Here is a 26,835-nt window from a genome sequence, read left to right as displayed (position 1 = left end):
CGCCGCTTGAGTACGTGTCTGAATGGAAAAGCAGTTCAACAACCGGAGCCGTCGTTTCTAAATGAAAATGGTCCGATAAAACCAGACAGGTCAAACACAAAAAGTTTCATCAGGGAGACTCTAATAAGTGCAATGAAATATTAAGCCAATATGATTGGTCTGCACTCATTGATTCGTTTCAGCTTGGGAATGCAGTATTAAAAGGTAACCAAAAGAAAAGGGACCACATTGCTGTGATCCCTTTGTATTGCTGGTGGGTCGGGCGAGATTCGAACTCGCGACCAACAAATTAGTTGATCCCATCATCTTCAAATATTTCTTTTAACTAAAATTAGAAGTTATCTAAATCTTTTTTCGAAAAATAATCCACTAGAAAATCAATCAAGACCCTAACTTTAGGTGCAATATGTTTACGCGTGGGAAAGATGGCATAAATGCCTAGCTCAATCGACTTGTATTTGGGCATGATTTCTACTAAGTCTCCTGCACGAATAGCATCTCCCACAATAAAGCTAGGCTGCAAAACAATTCCTTGATGGGCAATTGCAGCGGAAAGGCAAGTATCGCCATTATTCGTTTGCATAAATGGCTTTATATTCACGCTCTCCCCACCATTTGGTCCATCAAAGCTCCACTCCTCTTTGCCTGCCCAATAACTGTAGTTAATGACTTGATGGTTCATTAAGTCCGCGGGTTTTTTTGGCGTGCCATGTTCTTTAAGGTATGTTGGTGAGGCGCATAAAATGATACGAGTAGTAGTGAGTTTTTTACTCACCATAGTAGAATTCGTTAGTGCGGCGATTCGAATGGCAATGTCATACCCCTCATCTACAACGTCTACTAACCGATCTGAGAGCACGACATCTAAAGTGACTTTTGGATACTTCTGGTGAAATATTCCCCACAAAGGCGCTAGCTTTCGAATACCAAAGCTAAAGGGGGCGTTAATCCGAATTTGCCCGCTCACATCCTCAGTGTGAGAAGTAATTTCGTTTTCGGCGCTTTCAATAGTTTCCAAAATCTCTTTGCAACGCTCATAGAAGAGCTCACCTTCTTCTGTTAGGGAGAGTTTGCGGGTGGTGCGATGAAGCAGGCGAATTCCTAGTCTGGTCTCTAAGTCAACGAGGTGCCTGGAAACGGCTGCTTTGGACATATTGAGTCTATCTGCTGCTTTGACAAAGCTCCCTGCATCGACTACAGCGGTAAAGGTAGTAATTTCTTGGAATTTGTCCATTGTTCCGATTTATTGAACAGTTAATCTCATAAATGCTAGTTTATCTATTAATTATGGAACAGTAAAGTTCTACCTAAGGAAAGAAGGCTTTCCGCTTAATTTACTAAACAAGGAGTATTAGATGAAACACACTTATGAAAACGCTTTAAATCTGGTTGGACGACTTTTAATTGTTGCCCTATTTTTACCGGCTGGCTTATCGAAGATTACTGGTTTTGAAGGTACCGTTGGCTACTTCACTTCTTTGGGTATGTCAGCTCCCACATTGGGCGTAATCGTTGCCATCATTGCTGAAGTCTTGGGCGGTATTGCATTGCTCGTAGGTTTTCAAACTCGTATCGTCTCAGTTCTGTTGGCTGTCTTCACATTGGCCGCTTCGATTACTGGCCACGCATTTTGGGCAGCTCCCGCAGATGCGGCATTCATCGCACAACTCTTATTCTTTAAGAACATTGCCGTAATGGGTGGCTTGTTGGTATTGGCATCAAGTGGCGCCGGCAAGTTCAGTATCGATGGTTTGAAAGCTAAACAAGATTAAGCCTTGAGTCGGAGCGCCTCTACTTTCGTTGATGGGGTAGGGGCGCATTCGCTCTACATATATAGATAAAGAGTAAAAAATGACAACCTTAGTTGCTGCCCCTCTTATGTTCATTTCTCATGGTGCGCCGACCTTTGCCATTGAGCCTGGCTTCTTGGGTGAGCAGTTAAATCATATCGGCCAAAATCTTGGTGATGTCAAAGCCATCTTAGTTGTGTCGCCACACTGGCAGACTGCTGATATAGAGGTAATGACTAATCCCCAGCCAGAGACTATTCATGACTTTTACGGTTTTCCAAAGCCTTTGTATGAGCTTTCATACCCAGTTAAGGGCGCAACTCATGTGGCAAAGAAAGCAATTGATGTTCTTAAGCAGGCAGGCTTAATCGTTAAAGAAAATCCTTCCCGTGGTTTGGATCATGGCACTTGGGTTCCTTTAATGCATTTATTGCCAGATGGGAATATTCCGGTATTTCAAGTTTCCATGCCAAAAGGTCTGGATCCACAAAGTGCCTATGATCTAGGTAAGGCACTAGGCCCCTTAAGAAATGAGGGTGTGATGATTATTGCTTCGGGCAGTATGACGCACAACTTACATGATTTTCGTCAAGGCGTTGGTGGCGATCTTCCCTATGTCAGTTCATTTGCCGATTGGGTCAAACAGGTAGTTCAGTCTGAAAGGTTGGATCAATTATTGGCGTATCGAGAGTCTGCACCTGGTGCAATGCGTGCGCATCCAACGGATGAGCATTTCTTACCTCTGTTTATTGCCTTGGGTGCCCGCTTAAATGATGTCAACTTACGAACGATCGAGGGCGGTATTGAGTACGGAATCTTATCAATGGATTCTTTCGCATGGGGTTTGAATCAATCTATTAGAGGTAATTTGAGTGAAGAAGATGTGCACGAAGGAAGCGAGGCTTAAAGATGATTAGCCAGCTATTACCGGGTGCTCAGTTTGCCTATCGCGTACGACCAGCTTGTGTCAGTCCACCAAAGGGCTGTTTACTCTTACTTCATGGGGTAGGTGGAAATGAGCGTAATTTTTCAGAAATCAGCAAATGGATTGATCCAGCTATTTTGGTGATCATGCCTCAAGGCCCGATTGCATTAAGCAATAGTGGCGATCAGTTTGCTTGGTTTCATGTGACCTTTACTAAAGATGGTCCGCAAATTAATGAGCAAGAAGCGGATGAGAGTCGATTGCGTTTATTGGTCTTCATTAAAGAAATGCAAGCGCTATATCAAGTCACTAGTGGCAATACGGTTGTGGCTGGTTTTAGTCAGGGAGGCATCATGAGTGCTAGCGTGGCTTTGACTTTCCCTAATGCAGTTAAAGGCTTTGGCGTTCTCTCTGGACGAATTCTGCCTGAAATTAAGCCGCACATTAATAATCTAGAAGGTTTGAAGCAGCTACAAGCTTATTTGGCTCACGGTAAGTTTGATAGCAAGCTGCCTATTAGCTTTCTATTTCAAGCTGATGAATTGCTAAACGATTTAAACGTGCCTCATGTAAGCAAAATTTATCCAATGGATCATGAGATTTCTGAAAATGAGTTGAAAGATTTTGTGCAATGGCTTAATGAGCACTTCACTTCTGTAGATGCCATATCAAAACTATTGAATTCCACATGATTCCAATGATCTCGGTGCGTATGCCACGCCTGATCTAGTAAGGCTTAAGTCATTGTTTCTGCTATTGATTTAGCTCATTTTTAAAGCTTCTAAGGCCTTGCTTCGAAAGATTTAGTTTTTATGTGGGGGGGTAAGAAGAGAAAAGCTGTGAAATGGGGTAGAGCCGAGCGGTAGAGCCGAGCACTGGCGGAGAGGGTGACTGCCAGCCGGTTGTTTCAGTGAATATCATAAACGATCATTTAAACAATTAAATCAATAACTTACGAATAAAATATTGCTACATCTTATATCCTCTGATATCATGAAATATCATCGTTTTGGATATGTAGGTGAGTATGCCGAAAATAGCAAAGGTACTGACAGCAGTTGAAGTTAACCGCATCAAAGACACTGGTTGGCATGCAGTTGGAGGTGTTGCGGGCTTACTGCTTCAAGTGCGGGAGCCATCTCAGGAAGGTGCTATGCCGGCACGGTCATGGCTATTACGTGTAAGGGTTGGTAATACACGACACCCTATTGGTTTGGGGTCATACCCTCAGGTATCACTCGCCGAAGCCAGAGAGCAAGCTAAAGGCTTGGTGATGGAAGCCAAGCAAGGGGTAAACCTTAAAGTCAAGAAAGACGAGCGGCGTAGCGCTTTATTAGCCGCACAGGCAAGGTCTAAGACATTTGAAGAATGTGCCAAAACCTACATCGAAGCCAAAGGGGTAGAACATACAAACGATAAGCACCGCAAGCAGTGGGTAACGACTCTTGAAACCTATGCTTACCCGATTCTTGGCAAGCGGTTAGTTGCTGATATAACGAGAGCAGACGTACTGCGAGTGCTCAATCAACCGGCAGACCCTAAAAAACCAGATGCAGGGACGTTTTGGCTAGTTAAGAACGAAACAGCTAATAGGGTGTTGGGTCGCATCAAGACTGTTCTGGACTATGCAAAAACAAGTGAATACCGAAGCGGTGACAATCCGGCGGAGTGGACAGGCAACCTAAAGAACATACTCCCTGCACCCAATAAAGTAGCTAAAGTGAACCATCAACCGGCAGTACCCTATGCCTTGGTCGGTGATTTCATGAGCAAACTAAGGCTTAACGAAAGCATCAGTGCTAAAGCGTTGCAGTTTCTCGTAATGACAGGCGTTAGGTCTGGCTCTGTTCGTGCCGCTGAATGGTCTGAAATTAACCTTGAAGAAAAACTGTGGGTAATCCCACCGGAGCATACAAAGACAAAGCACGAGCATCGAGTACCGTTGCCCCCGCAAGCAATAACCTTGCTCAAATCCCTGCCCAAACTAGCCGACACAACAAAGATATTCCCGAGCACAAGAGGTAGTGAGTTATCAGATATGGCACTCAGCCAGTTGATGCGCGGCATGCAAGAGCGTGGGGAGCTACCCGTTAAAGCCGTACCGCATGGGTTTAGATCGACGTTCAGAGATTGGGCAGCGGAGTGCACGAGCTACCCAGATGAAATACGTAAAGCAGCAAGTGGTCATACAGTCGGCGATGCGGTGCATCAAGCCTACCAACGCACGGACTTACTTGAGAAGCGCAGAAAACTAATGAATGACTGGGCGAAGTTCCTTGACCTACCCAGTGCGCAAGATGCGCATAGTGGGACGGGTCCAGCGAGCGTGGGAACGGTCACACCGATCAGGAGGCGTAAAGCATGAGCAAGAACGAAGCAGGGTTAGAGGCGCTACTTTTGAGAGTTGAGTACACCAAAACGCAGCGACGGGCGGCAGAGAAAATATTCAGCATGGTGCTCAAAGAGCAAGGGTCTGATGCTGATCTCAAGCAGTTAGTGACACGCGGATCTTTACTTGAGCTAATTTTTTTGCTAATTGACCACACCAAGACAGTGCGTGCACGGGGCGCACAGAGAAAGTCGTCCTTGGTAGCCAGCTTGGCAAAGGCAAAGGCTATAAAAATTCTGTATGACTGGCTGGATAAGAACATACATAAATACAGTGGTCGGCTCGCAGCTTGCAGCGAAGATGCAACTCAAATCCCCGGGCTAGGCAGGGGTGATAGCTTCGTCACAAAACATATTGCCCGCTATCGCAAAGAAAGAGGACTTCGGTAACAAAATTTGCACGCTGCAGCAGCGTGCATGTACGGCGCATCCTAAGTAAATCAGAATCAAGTTATGCATCGAATTGAGGTGCTCTTAACTGATTTATAAGGACACAACGCTTATGAGTTACCCCACTATCAATAGCCGTACTGCAACACTACAACAAACGGCTAACTACGACACACTACCTGACGCTGTATTGATTAGACCCAAGCAGCTTGTAGCCTCTGGATTAGTGCCTTTCTCAATCGTAACGGTCTGGCGCAAAGCTAAAGCCGGCACCTTCCCCTCCCCTGTAAAAGTTACTCCTGCTATCACTGCTTGGAAATTAGGGGACGTTCGCGAATGGCTTAAAGACCCTGCGAACTACAAAGCAGAGGTGTCAGCATGAACAAGAAAAGCCCGAGCGCACGAAATCAAGCCGCAATTAACTGCACAGAGTGGCAACTTGCAGCTGCACAAGACTTAACCGACTTATTCGTGGCTAGAGACGTACCGTTGAAAGAGCGGTGGGAGTTTATGAAAATCGTTATGGAGTCAATCGTAAAAAATCACAAGCGCTTATTGAAAGCGTGGGAGCAGCAGGATGCTGAATAAAAAGCGCCGTCTGGCAGGACGGCGTTAGGTAAGAACAAACTACATGGATATTGTAATGCAGACAAACATAGCAATGAAAGATTTCTCAGCGGTCATTCCCGCTGAATTACAGGTGCAGTCAACGTGGTTAATGCACAGAGACAAACGACCAGTTGATTTCACGGGCTTATATAACAAGCCTTATAGCGATAAATCAATATGGATGCGCATGAATTCTGCTTTAGCCCTAGCTGAACGCAAAGGGTTGGCAGTGGGTATCAGTTTGACTGAAGACGGCTTAAAGGTGTGTGATGACCATTATGTATATTGTTTTGATCTAGATGGATTCCTTTGCGGTAGTGACGATGACGACGGCGTGGCAACTTTTGTTAACAAGGTTGGTAGTTATGCAGAGATCAGTCCGAGCGGTACTGGGTCAAAAATCTTTGTTGCAGTAGCGGCGAAACCAAGAAAAGATATGCAGATAGTTTTTTCACCGAGCAAATTTGCAAAGACTAATCCAGAAGCGCGTAAGTATCAGAACCGATGTATTGAAGTCTTCAGTCAGAAGCGGTTCCTTGCTGTCACAGGTCAGTCATACACAACACCCCCACTGCCGTTAAAGTTAATTAGTGCGGATGAGTTCGACGCGCTGATTGATTACTTAGACCATTGGGCATGCAGTGAAGGCGGTAGTGGTGTTAAAGCCCGTAGTGCTGCACCAAAGCCTTTAAATGCCTCGGGTTTTACCGAGTGGAACGGTCATTACGGCAAGCTGACTGAGGCTTGTTTAAAAGCGGTTTTGGGCAGAATAAAGCACGTCGATGAGCAATCATGGTCTGATGCATGTAATGCGCTTGCAAGAGCTTACGGTGAGTCTGGGAGGGGATATTTCATCCAGTGGTCAAAGGATGGGTATGGGCAAGGTGCGTATCAAGATTTTGATGAGGGAGTAGTTAATGCCAGATACGATCGCGCACTGCGAGAGGTTACTGGCAAGGCGGGCTTTGGTTGTAAATATCTTTGTGAGCAAGCGGGGTTTAATACCTCGCAATTGCAGTGGGAAAAGACCGTTGAGGATTTTGGCAGTGGGTCTCTGTTTGAGACCTTGGGTATTAGTAATGAAATGGTGTTGCAACGACAGTTATTTCCTGAGCAAGGCATGCTGTCAGAGCTTGATAGCGTGGATGTACACCCCAAACAGATAACGAAGATAAGGGAAGCACGAGGGGATGTACGCAATGGACAGATTTATGCCGCACAAGCAGCGGGTCAGTTTTTGTGTGTGCACTCAGATAAGTCATGGCTGATGTGGTCACAGGCAGATCAACGATGGGCACGGTGCAATAAAAGTGAACATATCCAGTTTGGGAAGCAAGTTGCCCAAGCGATGTTAGAAAGATCTGCAAAAGACTTCATGGGTGACGCAAAGCGGCTCAATGAAATAGCGCGCATACAAGATCAGCACAAACTAAACGCAATGATTGATATGGCAGCTACTGAGCCAAGCGTTGCAGTTGATTCAATGGTGGAGTTCGATGCTGATCCTAACCTACTGGGCGTGCGCAATGGCGTTATTGACTTGAGATCGAGCAAACTACTGGCGCCAACACCTGAACAGCGCATAACTAAGCAATGTAACGTCGAGTTTAATGAGGAAGCACTCTGCCCGCTGTGGGAGCGATTCATGCTGCAGTGCTTTAAGGGTGATGCCACTATGGTTGACTATATGCAGCGTGCCATGGGGTACACGCTCTCGGGTTTCGTCGGTGAGGAAGTCATGCACTTCTGGTTCGGAAACGGACGCAATGGCAAGTCGGTTGCAATTAATGTTTTTAGCAGAATCTTGGGTGATTACGTTCATGTAGCAAGTACTGAGTTGATTACCTCGAATGATGGCAAGAGCAAAGACACGATGTTTGCCGCATTGCGTGGAGCTAGACTAGTAATGCTCAACGAAACCAAAGCAGGGCAACGGTTGGACGATAGCGCGATTAAGTTACTGGTTGGACGTGAGCCAATTGCAGCCAGAGGTCTATACGGGAGACAGTTTTCTTTTTTACCAACTGCCAAGCTATATGTTCGTGGCAACCATAAACCGATCGTTCAAGATACTTCGGCTGGAATGTGGCGCAGGATGCGCCTTGTACCCTTTACTAATAACGTACCAGAAGATGAGGTTGATCCTAACCTTGAAACAAAGCTATGGGCTGAACGTGCCGGGATACTTAACTGGATGCTCCGAGGCTACGCTGAATATCAAGAGCGTGAGCTAAAGCCTCCTCAAGCTATCGTACAGGCAGGTAAAAGTTATCAGCACGAGTCTGACCTACTCAACGAATGGCTAGAAGACAATACCGATCAATCCGACCCTAGCATTTGCACCCCGATTGGACTTGTTTACATGGACTACACCCAGTGGGCTAAAGAGCAAGGGTTAAAAATCATGTCTAAAAAGGCGTTAACGCAACGATTGCAGGATCATGGTGTGTCAGCAGGTAGAACAAGTAGCTCACGTTTTTATGAAGGCTTGAAGTTACTCAACGTCTCTCTTGCTGCGAGGGCACTGTCGTGACGGTGTTGATGATGACGCTTGTGACTTATGTGGGGGTGTTTCCCTTTCTTTTTCCTACTTTTTTTCCTATAGGACTTTAGGGAAATAGGAGATATACGTCACAAGCGTCATCAACACCTACCCCCCCCCTGCATTATCCAAAAGGTCAATAGGCTTTTTACCCAGTATCAGGATGCCTCGCATCATGCCTATTTACAACCCATGTCAAATCTTGTTCTTTCCCTGATGACCGTTCCCTTAACAACACCTACAACCAAACACTTTAACCATTCTTACACCCAAGGCCATCTACATACTAACTTCGGAGTAAACCATGCCCCTGCCCTACCTGACACCAGAAATACAATGCACAGCCAAATCAAAACGCAGCGGGGTGCGCTGCCTCAGAGCACGGTCTCTTAATTGGGTGGGTTGTACCGTCTGCAAGATGCATGGTGGTGGACGTAACCCTGCAAACTTCAGTCAGCAAGGGCGTGAGTCTGGTGCTGCTTTAGCAGAAAGAAAGAAAAAGATGCGAGAGCTTCGCGAGCTTGAAAGTTATTGCAAGAGTATTGGTTTGTTTTCTAAGACACCGTTGGCTATTGATCCCTCGAGATCGGCTGGCTAGGCGAATGCACTAACCGAATAGGTACCCAATGCGCTAGTTTTAAAACAGCAGACTCTGGCCGTCATAGATAACATTCACTAACCTTGCCTCATGGAGTGAGACAGCCCAATGTTTTTACAGTCGAAAAAGACGAAAGCCGCACATGGCGGCTTTCCATTTGGTGCATCTTTCAGCTTGTTAGCGTCCAGAGCGCATATCTCAATCAACTATATGGGATACTTTAGCATACTAAATTAAATAATCAAACGAGCGTTAAAAGGGGTAGGAAATGGCCAAAATGCGTTATCGACTGGCTTTAGACCTAGGCAGCACTTCGCTTGGCTGGGCGATGGTTCGACTCAACGATGCCAACGAACCCCATGCAATCATCAAGGCAGGCGTGCGCATCTTCAGCGATGGCCGTAACCCTAAAGACGGATCCTCCTTGGCAGTCACTAGGCGTGATGCTCGAGCGATGCGCAGGCGACGCGACCGCCTACTAAAGCGCAAGTCGCGCATGATGGCCAACTTGGTCGAATACGGTTTTTTTCCTGTCGATCCCGTAGCTCGCAAAGAGTTTGAACTACTGGACCCATATGAACTCAGAGCCCGAGGTTTAAACGAGGCATTGCAGCCGAGCGAGTTTGCCCGCGCCCTATTTCACATAAACCAGCGCAGGGGCTTTAAAAGCAACAGAAAAACGGACAAAAAAGACAATGATGCAGGGGCTCTCAAAACTGCCCTAAAAAACCTACGTGCAGCGATGGTCTCTGATGGCAGTCGCACTGTCGGCGAGTGGCTGTACAAGCGTCATACTAGCGGTCAAACCGTGCGGGCTCGCTACCGTCAAACGCCCGTCAAGCAAGAAAACGGAAAGACCAAAATTGATAAAAGCTACGATTTGTATATTGATCGAGCAATGATCGAGGCCGAATTCGATGCCCTGTGGAGTGCTCAGACAAAGTTCAATTCAAGTCAGTTTACAGAGGATGCCCGCCTCGCCCTGAAAGACTGCTTACTGCACCAACGTCCACTCAAACCTGTAAAGCCAGGACGTTGCACCCTATTGCCCGACGAAGAACGTGCTCCTCTGGCACTGCCAAGCACCCAGCAGTTCCGCATGTATCAAGAGGTAAATAACCTAAGGATCCTTGGCGAAGGACTTAGTGAAGGGCCTTTGACATTAGCGCAACGCAACTTACTGGTCACTGCTCTAGAACAACACAGTAAACGTTCATTCACACAAATTAAAAGGTTGCTGGATTTAAGCGGTGCAGCGCAGTTCAACTTTGAAGACCCAAAGCGTCAAGAGTTAAAAGGTAATACGACTAGTGCAATCCTTTCAAAGACTGATTACTTTGGTGCGACATGGTTTGATCTCAGCCTCGAGCGGCAAGACGAAATTGTGGGCAAACTCGTTAACGAAGAGAACGAAACGCTTTTGATCAACTGGCTTCAAAATGAATTCGGTTTTGATGAGCGCAAAGCAGAAAAAATCGCAAATGCAGCGCTGCCAGAAGGATACGGTAGTCTGTGTGCAAAAGCGCTCGTCAGAATTTTGCCCGAACTTAAAAAAGAAGTCGTCACCTATGACAAGGCATTAGTAGCAGCTGGGTTTGAGCACCACAGCAATATTAGTCATGCGGCAACAGGAGAAATCTTACCTCTCTTGCCTTACTACGGCGAGTATTTACAGCGCCATGTGGGGTTCGGTACTGGCGTACCCGAAGATCATCCTGAAAAGCGATACGGCAAGATCGCAAATCCCACCGTACACATAGGGCTGAATCAAATCCGCGTCGTCGTTAATGCTCTGATCAAACGCTATGGGCATCCAAGTGAAGTCATAGTAGAACTCGCGCGAGATTTAAAACAAAGCCAAGAGCAACGTAAAGAAGATAACAAACGACAAACTGAGAACCAAAACCGCAATGCGCGACTGCGCCAAGATGTTGCTACCGCATTAAATATCTCTGCCGAACGTGTTCGCAGAGATGATATTCAAAAAATGCTTTTATGGGAAGAATTGAGTCACGATGCGGCAGACCGTCGTTGCCCCTACAGCGGCGTACAAATCAGCGTTCAGATGCTTCTTTCCGATCAGGTTGAAATTGAGCACATTCTGCCATTTTCTCAAACATTAGATGATGGGTTGAATAACAAAACAGTGGCAATGCGGCAGGCTAATCGCATTAAGGGTAATCGCACTCCGTGGGAGGCTAGAAATGACTTCGCGGCACAAGGCTGGAATCACGAGGATATGCTTGCTAGAGCAGAAAAAATGCCCAAAAATAAGCGCTATCGTTTTGGCGATGATGGCTATCAACGCTGGCTACGTGAAGACAAAACTTTTTTAGCGCGCGCACTAAATGATACGCGCCACCTTAGTCGAGTTGCAAGAGAGTACATGAGTCTAATTTGCCCACAAAATACGCGCGTTATACCCGGCCAAATGACGGCAATGCTGCGCAGCAAGTTTGGGCTCAACGACATTCTCGGTTTGTACGGTGAAAAGAACCGAAACGATCATAGGCACCACGCGGTTGACGCATGTGTCATCGCCGTAACAGATCAATCTATGCTTCAACGATTTGCGAAAGCTAGCGCCAATGCAAGGGAGCAACACTTAACGCGCCTAGTCGAGAACATGCCTCTGCCTTGGGACACTTATAGGGATCACGTAGCGCGTGCAATCAACGCGATTTTCGTAAGTCATAAACCCGATCACGGTCATGAAGGTGCAATGCATAACGACACGGCTTATGGGTTACTGAGTGGTGGCGTTGTGCGAACGCACAAGATTGTTGATGGCATCCGCCAGCGAGAAGACTCGAATTTAAAAGTCATTGAGATGACTAGCAATAAGGCACCTAAGCGGCACGGGTTATTGCCAGACGGATCGCCTCGGCCTTACAAAGGCTATAAAGGCGATAGCAACTACTGCATGGAGATCTACAGGACAGACGACGGAAAATGGGCGAGCGATGTAATTTCGACTTTTCAAGCTTATCAAATCGTTAGGCATGAGGGAGTGGCGCGTTTACGAAATCCGCGTCTTAGCTTGAATGGTAAGCATTTGGTTATGCGCCTACTCATCGGCGATACGTTGCGACTTGAAGTTAATGGAAGAACCGAAACGGTCAGAATTCAAAAACTTGCAGGAAACGGGCAAATATTTCTAGCCTCACACCAAGAAGCAAATGTAGATGCACGGAATCGTGACGCCTCAGATACATTTGCATTTGTTTCAAAAATGGTTGGATCTTTGCGAACTGCGAAGGGTAGGCGAGTAACAGTTTCCCCGATCGGTGAGGTTAAAGACAAAGGCTTCGTGGATTAAACCTATGCTAGGGCGTATTGTTGAAGTAGCTGATGACAGTAGGCACTTATCGGCGCTTCGCGGTCTAATGGTCGTTCGCAGTACCGAAGGCGATCGTGAAGAGCTAGGCCGTATCCCACTGGATGATATTGCCGCAGTCATAGGTAATGCTCATGGTTTGAGTTATACAAACAATCTGCTTGTAGCGCTTGCAGAAAGAGGCGTGCCATTCGTACTGTGCGCGGCAAATCACAACGCGGTCGGAATGCTACTGCCGATAGAGGGTAATTTTGAGCAATCCAAACGAATTGAGTCACAGATTTCAGCAAAAGCCCCTCTTCACAAACGACTGTGGGGCAGCATTGTTCGGTCTAAATTGACTCAACAGGCTGCGGTTTTAGATGCAGTAGGAGCACCCTCAGTCCCGCTAAAAGCTTTGATTTCTAAGGTCAAGAGTGGTGACCCAGAAAACATCGAAGCGCAAGGTGCTCGTCGATACTGGAGCCTACTTTTTGGTGCAGACTTTCGCCGTGATCGCGATTTAGATGGCATCAACTCATTATTAAATTACGGATACACTGTTTTTCGTGCTGCCACGGCGCGTGCAGTGATTGCAGCAGGGCTGCACCCAAGCATCGGTTTACATCACAGCAACGACAGCAATGCGATGCGACTAGTAGACGATTTGATTGAACCCTTTCGGCCGATGGTCGATCTTGTGGTCTGGCATTTGTGGAGTAAAAACGACGCCGAAGTAAAACCTGAAACCAAGCGCTTGTTAGTAAGCACTCTGTATAGCGATATGCAGAGCAAAGCCGGGGTCAGCCCAATCGTGGTCTGTATGCAGAATCTGGCGATTTCGTTAGCTCAGTGCTACCTAGGCGAGCGCGACAAACTTGACCTGCCGTTACCGTCATTATCGATTGCCTTGGCGACAGCGTACCCTTCTGATTAAGCGCTTGACCCCCATGCTTTCAGGATATCGACTTGTGTGGATGATTGTCATGTTTGATTTACCTGTGGTCGAAAAAGCGGAACGAAGGGCCGCAACGGAGTTTCGCAATACCTTATTAGATCTAGGTTTTTCTATGAGCCAGTTCAGCGTCTACATGCGGTTTTGTAGCAGCCCCACCCAAGTTGACACGTACTGTAAACGGGTAGAGGAAGCCTTGCCCGAAGGTGGCAATGTAAACATCATTCAATTTACTGATAAGCAGTACGAGAGAATTATCAGCTTCCACGGCCGCGCGAAACAACCCGATAAAAAAACACCGGATCAGTTTGATTTATTTTGAAAAATCAACAGTATTTACTGATCAGAAGCGAAAAACCCACTGACGTATCAATGGGTTATCGGACTTGGAGTTTACTTGATTGAGATATGCGCACTGGCCGGAACTTACGAGATGCTTGGGTGGAAATGGGAGGAAGTTTACTTGATTGAGATATGCGCACTGGCCGGAACGCGGAGGTTCTATGAGTGAACGGCTAAAAGAGTTTACTTGATTGAGATATGCGCACTGGCCGGAACTAATGCACAAGCTGCGAAGTAAAAAATATTAGTTTACTTGATTGAGATATGCGCACTGGCCGGAACCCGGATTATCGGTTACTCAAAAAAAGGACAAGTTTACTTGATTGAGATATGCGCACTGGCCGGAACTAATCTGGGTCAATTTCCTCTAAATGCTCGAGTTTACTTGATTGAGATATGCGCACTGGCCGGAACCAGTAGAGGTTAAAAACGTGTACGGGAATCAGTTTACTTGATTGAGATATGCGCACTGGCCGGAACAGCGTCAACATTTTGCATATTTCTCGATAAAGTTTACTTGATTGAGATATGCGCACTGGCCGGAACTGCTTTATTGGGAATTTATATCTATTCATTAGTTTACTTGATTGAGATATGCGCACTGGCCGGAACTCCACCATAATAAGTAGCGGTACCAGAAATAGTTTACTTGATTGAGATATGCGCACTGGCCGGAACTGCCTTCAAATACCATATTGCGCGGTAATAAGTTTACTTGATTGAGATATGCGCACTGGCCGGAACTCTGTCACACAGTGATCGAAGTCAAGCGCAAGTTTACTTGATTGAGATATGCGCACTGGCCGGAACTGGTTCAGTGAGCGCCAGTAAACTGCAGGCAGTTTACTTGATTGAGATATGCGCACTGGCCGGAACTTGCGCGGAACCGTCAAAAAAAACCTGACAAGTTTACTTGATTGAGATATGCGCACTGGCCGGAACCCAGTCAAGCCGACAGACGTAACGGTTAAAGTTTACTTGATTGAGATATGCGCACTGGCCGGAACTTTCTATGAGGGCACCATCCATATTCATCCAGTTTACTTGATTGAGATATGCGCACTGGCCGGAACTTTCTATGAGGGCACCATCCATATTCATCCAGTTTACTTGATTGAGATATGCGCACTGGCCGGAACATACGCTGCATCCCGGCGTTCAACTTCGAAAGTTTACTTGATTGAGATATGCGCACTGGCCGGAACAGAATTAGCGATGGAAACACTACCGAATCAGTTTACTTGATTGAGATATGCGCACTGGCCGGAACCCTCGCCTATGTCGCAGCATTCAAGCTTAAAGTTTACTTGATTGAGATATGCGCACTGGCCGGAACGGTACGGTAAAACTTTGTGCAGCAGTTGTAAGTTTACTTGATTGAGATATGCGCACTGGCCGGAACTAAGGGGGACTTTCCAAAGCTTTGCAAACTAGTTTACTTGATTGAGATATGCGCACTGGCCGGAACTCTTGCCATTTTCGGTGAACTCGTAGTCGTAGTTTACTTGATTGAGATATGCGCACTGGCCGGAACTCATCTGTCAGCGATACCCATCCACGCTTTAGTTTACTTGATTGAGATATGCGCACTGGCCGGAACTACAACTCTCAGACTTCCGCACTGCTTTTGAGTTTACTTGATTGAGATATGCGCACTGGCCGGAACGGATACGTATAACACCAAGACAACGAACAAAGTTTACTTGATTGAGATATGCGCACTGGCCGGAACTGGCGATGAAGGCGGCAAGCTATCGCGAAAAGTTTACTTGATTGAGATATGCGCACTGGCCGGAACAACGCCCCTGCAACTAAGAAGCTTAGTAATAGTTTACTTGATTGAGATATGCGCACTGGCCGGAACCGTATGAACGGCACACGGTGCGCGAAAACGAGTTTACTTGATTGAGATATGCGCACTGGCCGGAACGAGACCGTTGACACTTGATATTGAGGGGTCAGTTTACTTGATTGAGATATGCGCACTGGCCGGAACCTACCTATTCGCTCGGAAATTTATCCGCGTAGTTTACTTGATTGAGATATGCGCACTGGCCGGAACAACATCAAACACTTCTCCAAGTGGCCGGTGAGTTTACTTGATTGAGATATGCGCACTGGCCGGAACTTTCGTTGTAGCAAATGCTGCTAGTGCCGAAGTTTACTTGATTGAGATATGCGCACTGGCCGGAACTAGTAGCCAGACTCTTTGCATCAAGAGGAACACGAGAAAGACAACAAAATTCAAGTAGTGCTGTGACTAGCCAAGCATCTATCAACAAATGCAAACAATTGAAATATAGCGCAGTGCACGAAGAGTAAGCCTTACATGACTGATGAGATCAGGTGCTGGGATATGCAACCCAATATCTTTCAACAGTTCTAAAGCCTACTCTTCTTGAGTAATTCTGAAGGGGTTAACCCTAAAGCCCCTGACACACGGATAAGGTTAATCACCGTCAAGTTATGCTCTCCCCGCTCTATTCCACCCATGTAGGAACGGTCTAACTCAGCGGCAAGTGCCAGACCTTCCTGAGACAAACCCTGCTTTGTTCGAACAGACCTAACTGTCTCACCGATTGAGACAAGTGCAGGGTTGCCAGAGTGTGTAGGAGAGGGCTTTGCCATCCGCCCAATGTCGTTCATTGACGGACATAAAACCACGGGATAAGATACCCAAAATCAGAGCCGCCTAAGGAGATTAGACTTATGGACTTACTGTTGGTTATTGTAGGTATCTATCTAGTCGTAGGCGTTGCCAAAGCACTTAAGCACCTGAACTCTGGACGCGTTGGTACCGAAGGCCCACTCGCAACTTTTATTGCGGTGGCGCTTTTGTGGCCATTTGTCTAATGGTAAAGCGCTCATTAACGAAAAACCTAATCTGGTTACTGTTTGTAGCTGGCATCAACACGGCCATTGCTGCTAGGGTTTTGAGTAAGGACGAATATCAGAATCTGTTCATGGCCTCCTTCACTTACATGGCGACCGTGAAAGCTTGCGAAATAAGTAGTCTTTATGCACTGTCTGATGACACAGTAAATAGAGTTATTAAGTATGGATATACGCATAGCCTTCACGACGAGCAAACTCAAAGAATTAGTCAGAACGTAAGTTTTTACACGTCGAAAAGCATTGAGGCCTATCAGCGAGCGCCAAAGATAAGCTGTGCTGATGCCGCCAGCACGATGCGCACGATCGCTTATTCAGCCCAACAGTTCAATTAAGGATTGAGACATGCAATGGCTTATTGGACTAGTCTGTTTCGTGGCTTGGCTAAACCACATTTTTTATTGCTTCGGTCATGCAGCGTGGGGATTCCTTGTGGCGGGAGCCCTATTTTTTCCAATCGGCATAATCCATGGCATGTGGCTTTGGTTTCAATAACAAGCTGCTGTCAACGTGCCGCTGACTCTCTAACTTACTGGGGTAGGTGAAAATGTTTGGTATGTTCAAAAAATCTTTGACTTGGGGTGAGTTGGAGTTTTTATTTAAAACGTCCGCCTGTGAAGTGTTTAAGGACGATGCCGCTGCATCTTGGCGGCTGGAAGATTACATGACAACCCTGCTAGAAATGGGAAATTACAAGCTAACTCAAAATCAAAGATCGACGCTATTGGCAGCGTGCTCAACCGTTAGCGTATCAAGTTCACTGCGCCTAGCATTCAAAGACTGCAACCTACCAACAGGCGAATTGGATGCTAAGAAATTCGCTGCCCTTCAAGAAAAACTAGGTGAGAATCTAGTGCGGTTTAGAGAGTCGGTCTGACCAAACTAGACAGCCCGATAAATGATAAAAAGTAATTGGTCTTTTTGGCGCGGAACAACGCAAAGCACAAGAAGTTAAAAATCAAAGTAAGGACTAATATTGTCTCGCATAGCCAGCTTCAACCTCTTCAAATGCCTAAACTGCAGTCAGATACATAATCGACCTGAGTGGGGGACTTTTCGCGTTGGTTCGCCTCCTCACGATTGGGGTTCGTCAGCGGAGGTTTTAAAGACATGTGTCGGGTGTGGCTTAAAGAAACCGATCTTTGAATATCAACACGTGGGGAAGACTGTCGACAGCGGCAATAGTCGCGAAATAGTTTGGCTGGTGGCATCTGCAGCGCCAGCACTTAAAAAACATACGCTGCTTACACGGCTAGTAAGCTTATTCAAGCAAAAAGAAAGCTTGCTGGCGAACTACCCCTCATTCAAAGATTGAATCCACCGCTATGAGCTTGCAAAAAGTTTGACATGTGCACACTAGATACGAAACTATTGCTCAGTATCGAGCTCGGTCTCACCAACAAAGCGAAGCTCGATGGGCTGATATGATGCACTAAGACGCTCACGCCAGTGCTTTTCAATTGGAAATACTACTTTATTGGAAAAGCTGTAAACCACAACAACAATAATTCGTACTTGATTTCTGAAATAATGACCTGCTCGAGAACTGCGGTCAACAATCTTATCAATCGAGGCATTCGACTGTGCAGTGCTGGGCGTTAGCAAAACGATCACCTCGAGAAGTGTTGGCCTTAGCCCATAAAAGAGCGCGTCAAAACGGATGCCGGTATTGCCTATCTCAATCTCCCTTTCGGCACGGACATTGAATTCACGTTCAAATTTTTGAATAGCTCTGTCTGTGGCAACTGATATTCTGTGGCGGATTTGAGTTAGAGGGGGTATGGTCGTTGTGTTAGGCGACTCATTTATTTTTACAGGGTCAACTTTTTCGTCACTCCATGCTTGGGCAGCTTGACTCAATTCCTTTTCAACCTCAGCGCTAGGGACTGGACGAACAAAATCCATCCAAGTTGCGTCGCTACGAAAATCCGAAGGGGCATAGAGCTTTATATGGTGTCTGGTTAAAATCCAATAAAACACGAAGAGCACTACAAATGGAAACACCACGATAAAGCCCAAAACAAACCAGACCTGATCAATGTTTAAATGCGTTACGGTTGAACTTAACAGCCAGTTTGCGCAACCGTATATCAATGATATGAACGCACCGATTACCGTAATGGGTGTTTTTACAAAATTAAACATTTCCAAGTGCCCCAGTGAAACTACGCCTCACAAGTTATAAAGTGAAAGTAACACCGGTAATGGCGAATGCATATCCCTTAAAATAAAGTAGTTGATAAATTTCAAAATCGCTGAATTTAGAAAATGGTCAAACGTTTGACATGCCAATACTAGATTTTTACAAAGTTTTACACGAATCTAATTTGCGGCTGACGAACAGTGATACATGGTCGAAGGGTGGGTCGATCGCTTTTCGGAGGGTGGGGGTGCGGTGGGGTTGGCAGTATGCCAATATCAAAATCCTAACCGTCCTCTTTCGCTTCTTACATCTGACAAGGGCGTTCTACTGGTGTAGAAACTTGCAGGGATTGTTTAGCTATAACTACCCAAAAAGAACAAGGCAGAGATCAGATATCAATCCCGCTGACTGCTTAAACATTTGTTCAGCAGCACATTCAAGTAAAAATTTTTGGGTACGTTTTTGGGTATGTAAAAATAAAAAGCGCCCCGAGATGTGCGTATTTACTCACTTCTTGGCGGAGAGGGTGGGATTCGAACCCACGGTGGATTTGCACCCACGCCTGATTTCGAGTCAGGTACATTCGACCACTCTGCCACCTCTCCGGGTTGACTGAACATAGTAGGTGCCATGCTGGTTGCACTCACCACCGTGCACGGTCACTAGCGATCGCGTCGAAGCCTGTGATTCTAGCAGAATCCCACCTGGCTGATGGCGGTTTATCAGCATGACAACAAGGTGCCGCTAAACTAAGCTAACTATTCTGCGATTCTCTTGATAGGCGTCGGCATGCTTTTTCTTTTATCCCCAGCAAAAAAACTTGATTACGACTCAGTGGTTTCGACGACTGAACACACCCAGCCCTTGTTTATCAAAGAGGCAGCTGAACTCATTAAAGTGCTCAAAAAGAAATCCGAGACCGAAGTATCCGAGTTGATGGACCTCAGTCCTGCCTTGTCCAAGTTGAACGTTCAGCGCTACAGAAACTGGACACCTGTCTTCAACCAGGACAACGCCCGACAAGCCTTGCTTGCGTTTAATGGCGATGTTTACGAAGGATTGGAAGCCTCCACCTTAAAGAAAGCTGACATGAAATGGGCTCAAAATCATGTCGCCATACTCAGTGGTCTATATGGCGTGTTGCGTCCGCTCGATCTGATGCAAGCCTATCGGCTCGAGATGGGTACTCGGCTAACCAACTCCAGTGGCACAAATCTTTACCAGTTCTGGTCGAAAACGATAGCTCCTTATCTGAACGAAAGATTGTCAAAAGACAAAGAGCCTGTGGTGATTAATCTCGCGTCAGAAGAGTATTTCAAATCGGTTGATTTAAAAGCGCTGCAAGCGAGGGTAGTGCAGTGCGTGTTTCAGGATGGTAAAGCGGGTGTATTTAAAGTGGTGAGCTTTCATGCTAAACGTGCTCGCGGATTGATGGCTCGGTTTGCTATTCAGAATCGTATAACGGCAGTCGAGCAACTGAAGCAGTTTGAAAGTGAGGGATATTCGTTTGCGGCACAAGTATCCACATCGGACAAACTAGTCTTTAGGAGATCTACCTAGCATGGTTACTCGAAAACGCAGTTCGATAGCACAAGAGAAAATCTCTCAGTACCCGCGGGTTGCTTTGGTTTTGCAGGGTGGCGGTGCGCTGGGGGCTTATCAGGCGGGCGTTTACGAAGGATTACATGAAGTGGGCGTTAATCCAAACTGGGTGGCTGGCATTTCAATCGGTGCCTTGAATTGCGCAATCATTGCAGGCAACAAGCCCGAAGATCGCGTCGCTAAGCTGAAAGAATTTTGGGAGACCATTTGCCATCCACCGTCACCTGCAGCGGGCATGATGACGTCGATGATGGATATGATGAATTCAGCTGCAGGGATGTTTACCCAGAGCACCAGGGACTTTACTGAAACCTGGTTTGGGACGATGGCAGCTGGTCAGGCGATTCTTGCAGGTCAACAAGGTTTTTTTGTTCCACGCCCAATGGCTCCTGGCATGGGAAACCCAGCACAAATCAGTTATTACGATACAAGTCCGCTCATCGCGACGCTTGAGCGGCTGTGCGACTTTGATCGGATCAACGATAGCGACATGCGCGTTTCACTGGGTGCTACAAATGTCAGAAACGGAAATTTCGTCTACTTTGATAATACCGAAATCACGCTGACGCCTCATCATTTTCTGGCATCGGGGTCACTGCCCCCAGGCTTCCCTGCCACTGAAATAGAAGGCGAGTTCTACTGGGATGGCGGCTGCGTATCCAATACGCCACTTGAGTACGTGATCGCGGGCCAGCATCGCAAGGATACGCTGGTGTTTCAGATCGACCTCTGGAGCGCTAAGGGCAAGTTGCCCGAGACTATTGGCGACGTAATGACGAGGATGAAAGACATCCAGTATTCAAGCCGTACCCGCAACATCACGACTGCAATCAAAGAGATGCAGGGTCTACGAGATCTACTGAACGAGACCATACAGAAAGTGTCACCAGCCGTGCGGGCAAAAGATCCTTTCTTCAAAGAGCTGACCGCCAAGCTTGAAGGGGTGCGCTACAACTGTATTCATTTGATCTATCAGAATAAGCAGACCGAGGGTTCATATAAGGATGTTGAGTTCAGTCACGAGACCAAGCAATATCACTGGTCAGAAGGGTTGTCAGACATGCGCCTGACGTTTGATCATCCCGATTGCCTGAACTTGCCGCCCAAGGGTCAAACCTTCACACAGTTTGATGTTCACCGCGAGTCTTGGGCGCACGCTGCTAAGTCGGTGTAAAACCTTGCTCATTCCAGATAAAAAAAGGCGCCTGCGCGCCTCTTTCATTGCAGGAGGGATAGCCCTATTACTGCATGTGCCAGCCGTGACTAACGATAATGGATTGACCAGTTAGCGCATTGGTTTCAAAGCCTGCTAAAAATGCGACCGTATTGGCTACGTCATCAACCGTGGTGAACTCACCATCAACCGTGTCTTTAAGCATGACATTCTTGATGACCTGTTCTTCGGTGATGTGCAAGGAGGCAGCTTGCTCGGGGATTTGTGCCTCAACCAGTGGCGTGCGGACGAAACCGGGACAAACCACATTGGCTCGGACGCCTTTGGGGCCGCCCTCTTTAGCCACTGCACGACATAGGCCAAGCAGGCCATGCTTTGCTGTCACGTAAGCCGACTTCAGTTTTGATGCCTCGTGCGAGTGCACCGAGCCCATATAAATAATTGCGCCACCGCGACCACTTTTATACATGTGGCGAATGGAGGCTTGTGTCGTCAAAAATGCGCCGTCCAGATGGATTGCCAGCATTTTTTTCCAGTCCGAGAACTTGAAATCCTCGATCGGTGCGATGATTTGCACGCCGGCATTGGACACCAGCACATCGATGCTACCTAATTGAGCGACAGCTGAATCGATCCCTGCAAAGACGGCTGCTTCGTCTGTCACATCCATCGCCACGGCAAGGGCGCGCCCACCTGAAGCAATAATTTGGTTGGCGACCTCTTGTGATTTTTCCAGATTCAAATCGGCAATCACAATCGAAGCCCCTTGTTCTGCCATCTTCAGTGCACAGGCTTTGCCGATCCCGCTGGCAGCACCAGTTACGAGAGCAACTTTATCTTTTAAAGACATGGAGGTTCCTTTTAGGTAGTAAGGTTAGCCCTGAAGCGGACAATCGCCAGAATCGATTTGTGGATCTGGTTTAACGGGTAGTTCAAGTCAGATAAGCCGGTGGGTGCAAAGATCGGTGGCGAAGGCAACCCGCCATGATCGCTATTGCCGGATTTTAAACTCTCAAGAAGTTTACTCACATGTAGCTTAACGGATTCTGGTGTTGATTCGTGAGATGACAGGATTGTCATGAGGGACGTGGTCTGCGAAGCCAGCATATGGCATTGAATCATCAATCCGTTATAAATCGCCACACCGCGCTGTTGTGACTTGGGTTCAGCCATCATTCGATAAAAAGCCTGCGCGAAATTACTCAAGGCGACATGAAGATTTTTACGCGCCAGCCGCCAGTCAAAATCGGCTTTTTGAAGCGACTCGTCAGCGCCGCCAGCCATTACTTTTTGCCTCAAATCGACCAAGGCAAGGCTACGTATTAAATATTGCTCATTTGCAGCGACCACTGCACGGCCAAGCGCAGGCATGAACTGGGCCTCCCACCAGGGCAGAAAATAACTGCATACGTAGGCAATACAACAGCCGATAATCGTGTCGATAGCCCGCATCCCAATGATGCTGGTATCGGCTGGGTTCAACAAAAAAAACGCAATGAGCATCGCTAAGGTGTTGAATGCGGCCGCTGCCATAAAGTTGACGAGTATCAAGCTGCAACCTATTATCAGAGCGAGAACCATCACACCAGCAAGAATCTGATGAGATTCGATGAAATAGACTGCCGCCAGCGCCAAGGAACAACCAATAATGGTGCCGCTTAGTCGAAATCCGTTACGCTGTTTGGTCAAGGCAAAGCCTGGACGCATGATGATGATGACCGTTAGCAAAATCCAGTAACCCTGAGGCATCAGGCCAGGGATCAAGTTTGCCGCTGCCAATGCAATGATGCTACCCAGTGCGACGCGCAGTGCGTATCTGCAGAAAGGTGATCCAAGATGCAAATTGCTCGTTAGTTGCCTTGGATTAAATTTCTGAGTTGATAGGAAGGCACTGAGCGAGTCATTGATCGATGCTGAGTCGAGAGGCTTCAGGTCCTCTGCACTTCTTGTATAAACGTACATCCGTTCTATCAAATTCGCATTGTGGCGCAGCCTCTTTAATATTTGAAGGCAGACGCTATAAGCATCTGGTTCTCTCACAGCAAAACCGTTCTGTTGCATTGCCTTGACGTCAAACTCGATTGCACGCAATTCGGCCTTGACGCTGTTTTTGCTGCGAGCGATTCTATTTCGCGCCACTGCCAAGGCAATACGATCGAGATCAAGTGCCATTTTGAACAGGGCATCGTGCATGAACAAGAGTATGTCTTTGCCCCCCAGCTTGCTCTGCAGCAAAGCGTAATCCGCCTGAGTGGCCACCATCGTATCGACAATCGCCAGCATTTCAATAAAGAGGTTCCAGAGCATGATGCGACGTCGGTCGCCCTTGTCATTTAGATTGGATAGGCCCCGCAGCACCATGTCTCGTGCGCCTTGATGCTTCTCAATCATGTCGGCCTGTCTGGTGATTAAGTGGCGGTAGTTACTGTCGAGCTCACTGTCTGCGCTATACATATTGCCGCGACTTGTTAAATAGTCAGCTGTCGCAAACAAAGCGATTGCTAGCGCCTGCTCTTTTTCACGAATGCTCATTAGGCGACTGGTGAAGTAACTGAAAATTGCATAAAACAGGGCACCGCTCAGGGAAATGAGCGTGTGAGTCCAAACCTCGTGATGGGAGAGGGGGGAATGCAAGGTCACGGTCATGAGTAGCAGGCAAGCAAAGCCGATCAACGTGCCCTTTTTGCCATAAACCGATAGAAGCGAAAAACCAAAACATTGCAAAACGACGGCGGCGCTTTCTGCCCAGATATTGTTTGATGCCAGACCGGTGATGATTACTGCTAGCGAGCTGAGAAACGCGCCTCTGAGCATCTCGCCCAAGCGATTGTGATGAGGACCAGGTTGATCGATAAAGGCGATGCAAAGCGCCCCGAAACTCGCTACCAAACCCTCAGCGAATAAATTGAAGCCAAGTCCGAGTACCAGCACTGGCAATAACGCACCTGCAGCACGTCGGATGCCACTATAAAAGTGGTGACCGAAGATAAAGCGTTGTAATTGAGGGATGCTGATGTCCATAAGGGGACTGCTATGCCTTTTCTTGCATCTTTGAACAATGAAGTCAATCTTACCTTAGACCGATTTGCGCTAGCGCAAAACTACGGTTAAAGTTGCGCGTTCGGGCAAGCTTTGGTTACCGTCATGTTGCCCGTGGCTTTGTTGCTTTGGGGTGAACCCCTCCCTAGTACGCTTGCCATAACTTTGCTGCTGACCTGGCCAAAAGCCCCGGTCAGCGACTCCGTTTCGATCCAGTGCACCCCTGTTGGGTGCTTGCATAGCCTGATGGCGAATGCGTGACAGATCAGCAATGTGTCCGGGTAGAGAGGCTCCGTGAGTCTCAAAACGCCGAATCGTGTTGTTGAATGTGTTGCGGTTCAGCATTTTTATCCAAAAATAAAAAATGCAGTCTGATAGGTGTTGCCTGTTATGAAAGGATATTACTAATGGAACTCAATGGCGCAGATATTCTCGTGCGTTGCTTGGCTGACGAAGGCGTGGAACACGTCTTTGGATACCCGGGCGGTGCGGTACTTTACATTTACGACGCTATATATAAGCAGGACAAATTCCAACACATTCTGGTCAGGCACGAACAGGCTGCTGTTCATGCGGCAGATGCGTATTCACGATCATCCAATAAAGTCGGCGTGTGTTTGGTCACGAGCGGTCCCGGCGCAACCAATGCGGTAACAGGCATTGCGACGGCCTACATGGATTCGATCCCCATGGTGATTATCAGTGGCCAGGTGCCCACGCATGCCATCGGAGAGGATGCTTTCCAGGAGTGCGACACAATTGGTATCACGCGCCCCTGTGTTAAGCACAATTTTCTGGTTCGCGATGTTAAGGATCTGGCTGAGACCATGCGGCGTGCGTTTTATATCGCACGCACAGGTCGCCCCGGCCCGGTTCTGGTTGATATCCCGAAAGACATCACGGTTGCTCACTGCAAATACACTGCGCCCAAAGGCGATATAACCATGCGGTCTTACGCACCGGTTGTGAAAGGTCATCAAGGGCAAATTAAAAAAGCGGTTCAGATGCTGTTGCAGGCTGAGCGCCCCATGATCTATACCGGTGGCGGTGTCATTTTGTCGGACGCGTCCGCCGAACTGCAGACCTTTGTCAAAATGCTGGGCGCACCGATCACTAATACTTTGATGGGCTTGGGCGCCTACCCCGCATCCGATGCACAGTTTCTCGGCATGCCCGGGATGCATGGCACCTACGAAGCCAATATGGCCATGCAGCACTGTGATGTGCTGTTGGCGGTCGGCGCCCGTTTCGACGATCGCGTGATTGGTAATCCCAAGCACTTTGCTTCGAATCCACGCAAGATCATTCATATTGATATTGATCCCTCCTCAATATCCAAGCGCGTCAAAGTCGATGTGCCAATTGTTGGCAACGTCAAAGACGTTCTGGACGAATTTATCGCTCAATACACTGCGATGTCCGCAGAAACCAAACCCAATACACCTGCACTGGCAAAGTGGTGGGATCAGGTCAATATTTGGCGAGGCAAGCAATGTATGCAGTTTGCCAATTCCAACGAGGTGATCAAACCTCAGTGGGTCGTGCAAAAAGTGTGTGAGATCACTGAAGGCGAGGCTTTTATCACGTCTGACGTGGGTCAGCATCAAATGTGGGCCGCCCAGTATTACGGTTTCAACAAACCGCGCCGCTGGATTAACTCGGGTGGCTTGGGTACGATGGGCGTGGGCTTGCCTTACGCCATGGGTGTGCAGATGGCTAATCCGGATTCAATCGTTGCTTGTATTACCGGCGAAGGTTCTATCCAGATGAATATTCAAGAGCTGTCGACCTGCAAGCAGTATGGTATGACACCCAAAGTTATCTGTCTAAATAATCGATACCTTGGCATGGTGCGCCAGTGGCAACAAATCGATTATTCGTCACGTTATTCAGCGTCTTACATGGATGCGTTGCCTGATTTCGTCAAACTGGTCGAGGCCTATGGCCATGTCGGGATGCGGATCGATAAGCCAGCCGACGTTGAAGGTGCCTTAAAAGAGGCATTCAAACTGAAAGACCGTCTGGTATTTATGGATATCATCACCGATCAATCCGAGAACGTCTGGCCAATGGTCAAGGCCGGTAAAGGCTTGACTGAGATGTTGCTCGGTTCAGAAGACCTGTGAGGAG

At 47.3% G+C, this 26,835-nt stretch carries 23 protein-coding genes, 1 tRNA gene and 1 CRISPR repeat array; of the genes, 17 read left to right on the top strand and 7 right to left on the bottom strand.

Annotation, left to right across the window (positions count from 1 at the left end):
• Positions 1-331: 331 nt before the first annotated feature.
• A complete protein-coding gene (locus BCM14_RS10680) occupies positions 332-1,234 on the bottom strand; it encodes a LysR family transcriptional regulator (protein ID WP_106228006.1) in 903 nt (300 codons plus the stop codon).
• Positions 1,235-1,355: 121 nt separating this feature from the next.
• Here BCM14_RS10680 and BCM14_RS10675 point away from each other — a divergent pair, with 121 nt between their 5' ends.
• From BCM14_RS10675 to cas2, 12 genes are all read left to right on the top strand, one after another.
• Complete coding sequence (locus tag BCM14_RS10675) at positions 1,356-1,772, top strand: DoxX family protein (protein ID WP_106228005.1); 417 nt, start codon at positions 1,356-1,358, stop codon at positions 1,770-1,772.
• Between the two features lie 79 nt (positions 1,773-1,851).
• On the top strand, positions 1,852-2,697 hold the full coding sequence (locus tag BCM14_RS10670; RefSeq protein WP_106228004.1) for a DODA-type extradiol aromatic ring-opening family dioxygenase: 846 nt from the start codon (positions 1,852-1,854) through the stop codon (positions 2,695-2,697).
• Positions 2,698-2,699: 2 nt separating this feature from the next.
• Positions 2,700-3,407: an alpha/beta hydrolase gene (locus BCM14_RS10665; RefSeq protein ID WP_106228003.1), complete on the top strand. Its 708-nt coding sequence runs from the start codon at positions 2,700-2,702 to the stop codon at positions 3,405-3,407.
• Between the two features lie 335 nt (positions 3,408-3,742).
• Complete coding sequence (locus BCM14_RS10660; RefSeq protein ID WP_106228002.1) at positions 3,743-5,080, top strand: tyrosine-type recombinase/integrase; 1,338 nt, start codon at positions 3,743-3,745, stop codon at positions 5,078-5,080.
• A complete protein-coding gene (locus tag BCM14_RS10655) occupies positions 5,077-5,493 on the top strand; it encodes a hypothetical protein (protein ID WP_106228001.1) in 417 nt (138 codons plus the stop codon). The genes BCM14_RS10660 and BCM14_RS10655 overlap by 4 nt, the downstream gene beginning before the upstream one ends.
• Before the next feature lie 112 nt (positions 5,494-5,605).
• The gene (locus BCM14_RS10650) at positions 5,606-5,875 is read left to right on the top strand and encodes a helix-turn-helix transcriptional regulator (RefSeq protein ID WP_106228000.1); all 270 of its coding nucleotides are present in this window, start codon (positions 5,606-5,608) and stop codon (positions 5,873-5,875) included.
• Positions 5,872-6,081, top strand: a complete 210-nt coding sequence (locus BCM14_RS10645; RefSeq protein WP_106227999.1) for a hypothetical protein — start codon at positions 5,872-5,874, stop codon at positions 6,079-6,081. The genes BCM14_RS10650 and BCM14_RS10645 overlap by 4 nt, the downstream gene beginning before the upstream one ends.
• A 55-nt stretch (positions 6,082-6,136) precedes the next feature.
• Positions 6,137-8,635, top strand: a complete 2,499-nt coding sequence (locus BCM14_RS10640) for a phage/plasmid primase, P4 family (RefSeq protein ID WP_259673551.1) — start codon at positions 6,137-6,139, stop codon at positions 8,633-8,635.
• Between the two features lie 313 nt (positions 8,636-8,948).
• Entirely contained in the window at positions 8,949-9,242 is a 294-nt protein-coding gene (locus BCM14_RS15165) for a hypothetical protein (protein WP_146129761.1), read from the top strand.
• 268 nt (positions 9,243-9,510) lie between these two features.
• On the top strand, positions 9,511-12,561 hold the full coding sequence (gene cas9 / locus BCM14_RS10630) for a type II CRISPR RNA-guided endonuclease Cas9 (RefSeq protein ID WP_106227996.1): 3,051 nt from the start codon (positions 9,511-9,513) through the stop codon (positions 12,559-12,561).
• A 4-nt stretch (positions 12,562-12,565) separates the two neighbouring features.
• The gene (gene cas1, locus BCM14_RS10625) at positions 12,566-13,495 is read left to right on the top strand and encodes a type II CRISPR-associated endonuclease Cas1 (protein ID WP_106227995.1); all 930 of its coding nucleotides are present in this window, start codon (positions 12,566-12,568) and stop codon (positions 13,493-13,495) included.
• A 49-nt stretch (positions 13,496-13,544) separates the two neighbouring features.
• Positions 13,545-13,835 carry a CRISPR-associated endonuclease Cas2 gene (gene cas2 / locus BCM14_RS10620; protein WP_259673549.1) on the top strand — a complete coding sequence of 97 codons (291 nt, stop codon included), beginning with the start codon at positions 13,545-13,547 and terminating at the stop codon, positions 13,833-13,835.
• Positions 13,836-13,903: 68 nt separating this feature from the next.
• Positions 13,904-16,049: a CRISPR direct-repeat array (repeat unit 36 nt; unit sequence AGTTTACTTGATTGAGATATGCGCACTGGCCGGAAC).
• Between the two features lie 188 nt (positions 16,050-16,237).
• Here cas2 and BCM14_RS10615 read toward each other — a convergent pair.
• On the bottom strand, positions 16,238-16,483 hold the full coding sequence (locus BCM14_RS10615) for a helix-turn-helix domain-containing protein (RefSeq protein WP_106228028.1): 246 nt from the start codon (positions 16,481-16,483) through the stop codon (positions 16,238-16,240).
• 81 nt (positions 16,484-16,564) lie between these two features.
• On the opposite strand from BCM14_RS10615, the gene BCM14_RS15320 reads away from it, so the two are divergent.
• Both BCM14_RS15320 and BCM14_RS10605 read left to right on the top strand, forming a co-directional pair.
• Positions 16,565-16,708 carry a hypothetical protein gene (locus BCM14_RS15320; RefSeq protein ID WP_259673548.1) on the top strand — a complete coding sequence of 48 codons (144 nt, stop codon included), beginning with the start codon at positions 16,565-16,567 and terminating at the stop codon, positions 16,706-16,708.
• A 586-nt stretch (positions 16,709-17,294) separates the two neighbouring features.
• Positions 17,295-17,624 carry a hypothetical protein gene (locus BCM14_RS10605; RefSeq protein WP_106227992.1) on the top strand — a complete coding sequence of 110 codons (330 nt, stop codon included), beginning with the start codon at positions 17,295-17,297 and terminating at the stop codon, positions 17,622-17,624.
• Positions 17,625-18,115: 491 nt separating this feature from the next.
• Here the strand turns inward: BCM14_RS10605 and BCM14_RS10600 are convergent, their stop codons facing one another.
• On the bottom strand, positions 18,116-18,892 hold the full coding sequence (locus BCM14_RS10600) for a hypothetical protein (RefSeq protein ID WP_106227991.1): 777 nt from the start codon (positions 18,890-18,892) through the stop codon (positions 18,116-18,118).
• A gap of 513 nt (positions 18,893-19,405) precedes the next feature.
• Positions 19,406-19,495 (bottom strand) — tRNA-Ser (locus BCM14_RS10595).
• 184 nt (positions 19,496-19,679) lie between these two features.
• Here BCM14_RS10595 and yaaA point away from each other — a divergent pair.
• On the top strand, positions 19,680-20,450 hold the full coding sequence (gene yaaA / locus BCM14_RS10590) for a peroxide stress protein YaaA (protein ID WP_106227990.1): 771 nt from the start codon (positions 19,680-19,682) through the stop codon (positions 20,448-20,450).
• 1 nt (position 20,451) lies between these two features.
• Positions 20,452-21,666: a patatin-like phospholipase family protein gene (locus BCM14_RS10585; protein ID WP_106227989.1), complete on the top strand. Its 1,215-nt coding sequence runs from the start codon at positions 20,452-20,454 to the stop codon at positions 21,664-21,666.
• Positions 21,667-21,733: 67 nt separating this feature from the next.
• On the opposite strand, the gene BCM14_RS10580 is transcribed toward BCM14_RS10585, so the two are convergent.
• The 3 genes from BCM14_RS10580 to BCM14_RS10570 form a co-directional block, all read right to left on the bottom strand.
• Positions 21,734-22,516 (bottom strand): 3-hydroxybutyrate dehydrogenase, encoded by a 783-nt coding sequence (locus tag BCM14_RS10580; RefSeq protein WP_106227988.1) that lies wholly within the window; start codon positions 22,514-22,516, stop codon positions 21,734-21,736.
• 11 nt (positions 22,517-22,527) lie between these two features.
• Positions 22,528-24,687 (bottom strand): FUSC family protein, encoded by a 2,160-nt coding sequence (locus BCM14_RS10575; RefSeq protein WP_106227987.1) that lies wholly within the window; start codon positions 24,685-24,687, stop codon positions 22,528-22,530.
• A 69-nt stretch (positions 24,688-24,756) separates the two neighbouring features.
• On the bottom strand, positions 24,757-25,050 hold the full coding sequence (locus tag BCM14_RS10570; RefSeq protein WP_106227986.1) for a hypothetical protein: 294 nt from the start codon (positions 25,048-25,050) through the stop codon (positions 24,757-24,759).
• Between the two features lie 62 nt (positions 25,051-25,112).
• On the opposite strand from BCM14_RS10570, the gene BCM14_RS10565 reads away from it, so the two are divergent.
• Positions 25,113-26,831 (top strand): acetolactate synthase 3 catalytic subunit, encoded by a 1,719-nt coding sequence (locus BCM14_RS10565; RefSeq protein WP_106227985.1) that lies wholly within the window; start codon positions 25,113-25,115, stop codon positions 26,829-26,831.
• Positions 26,832-26,835 lie beyond the last annotated feature (4 nt).

Source organism: Jezberella montanilacus, assembly GCF_003003055.1.
Lineage (GTDB): Bacteria > Pseudomonadota > Gammaproteobacteria > Burkholderiales > Burkholderiaceae_B > Zwartia > Zwartia montanilacus.
The sequence above is the reverse complement of the archived record's forward strand: the minus strand, read 5'-3'. Positions and strand labels throughout refer to the sequence as shown.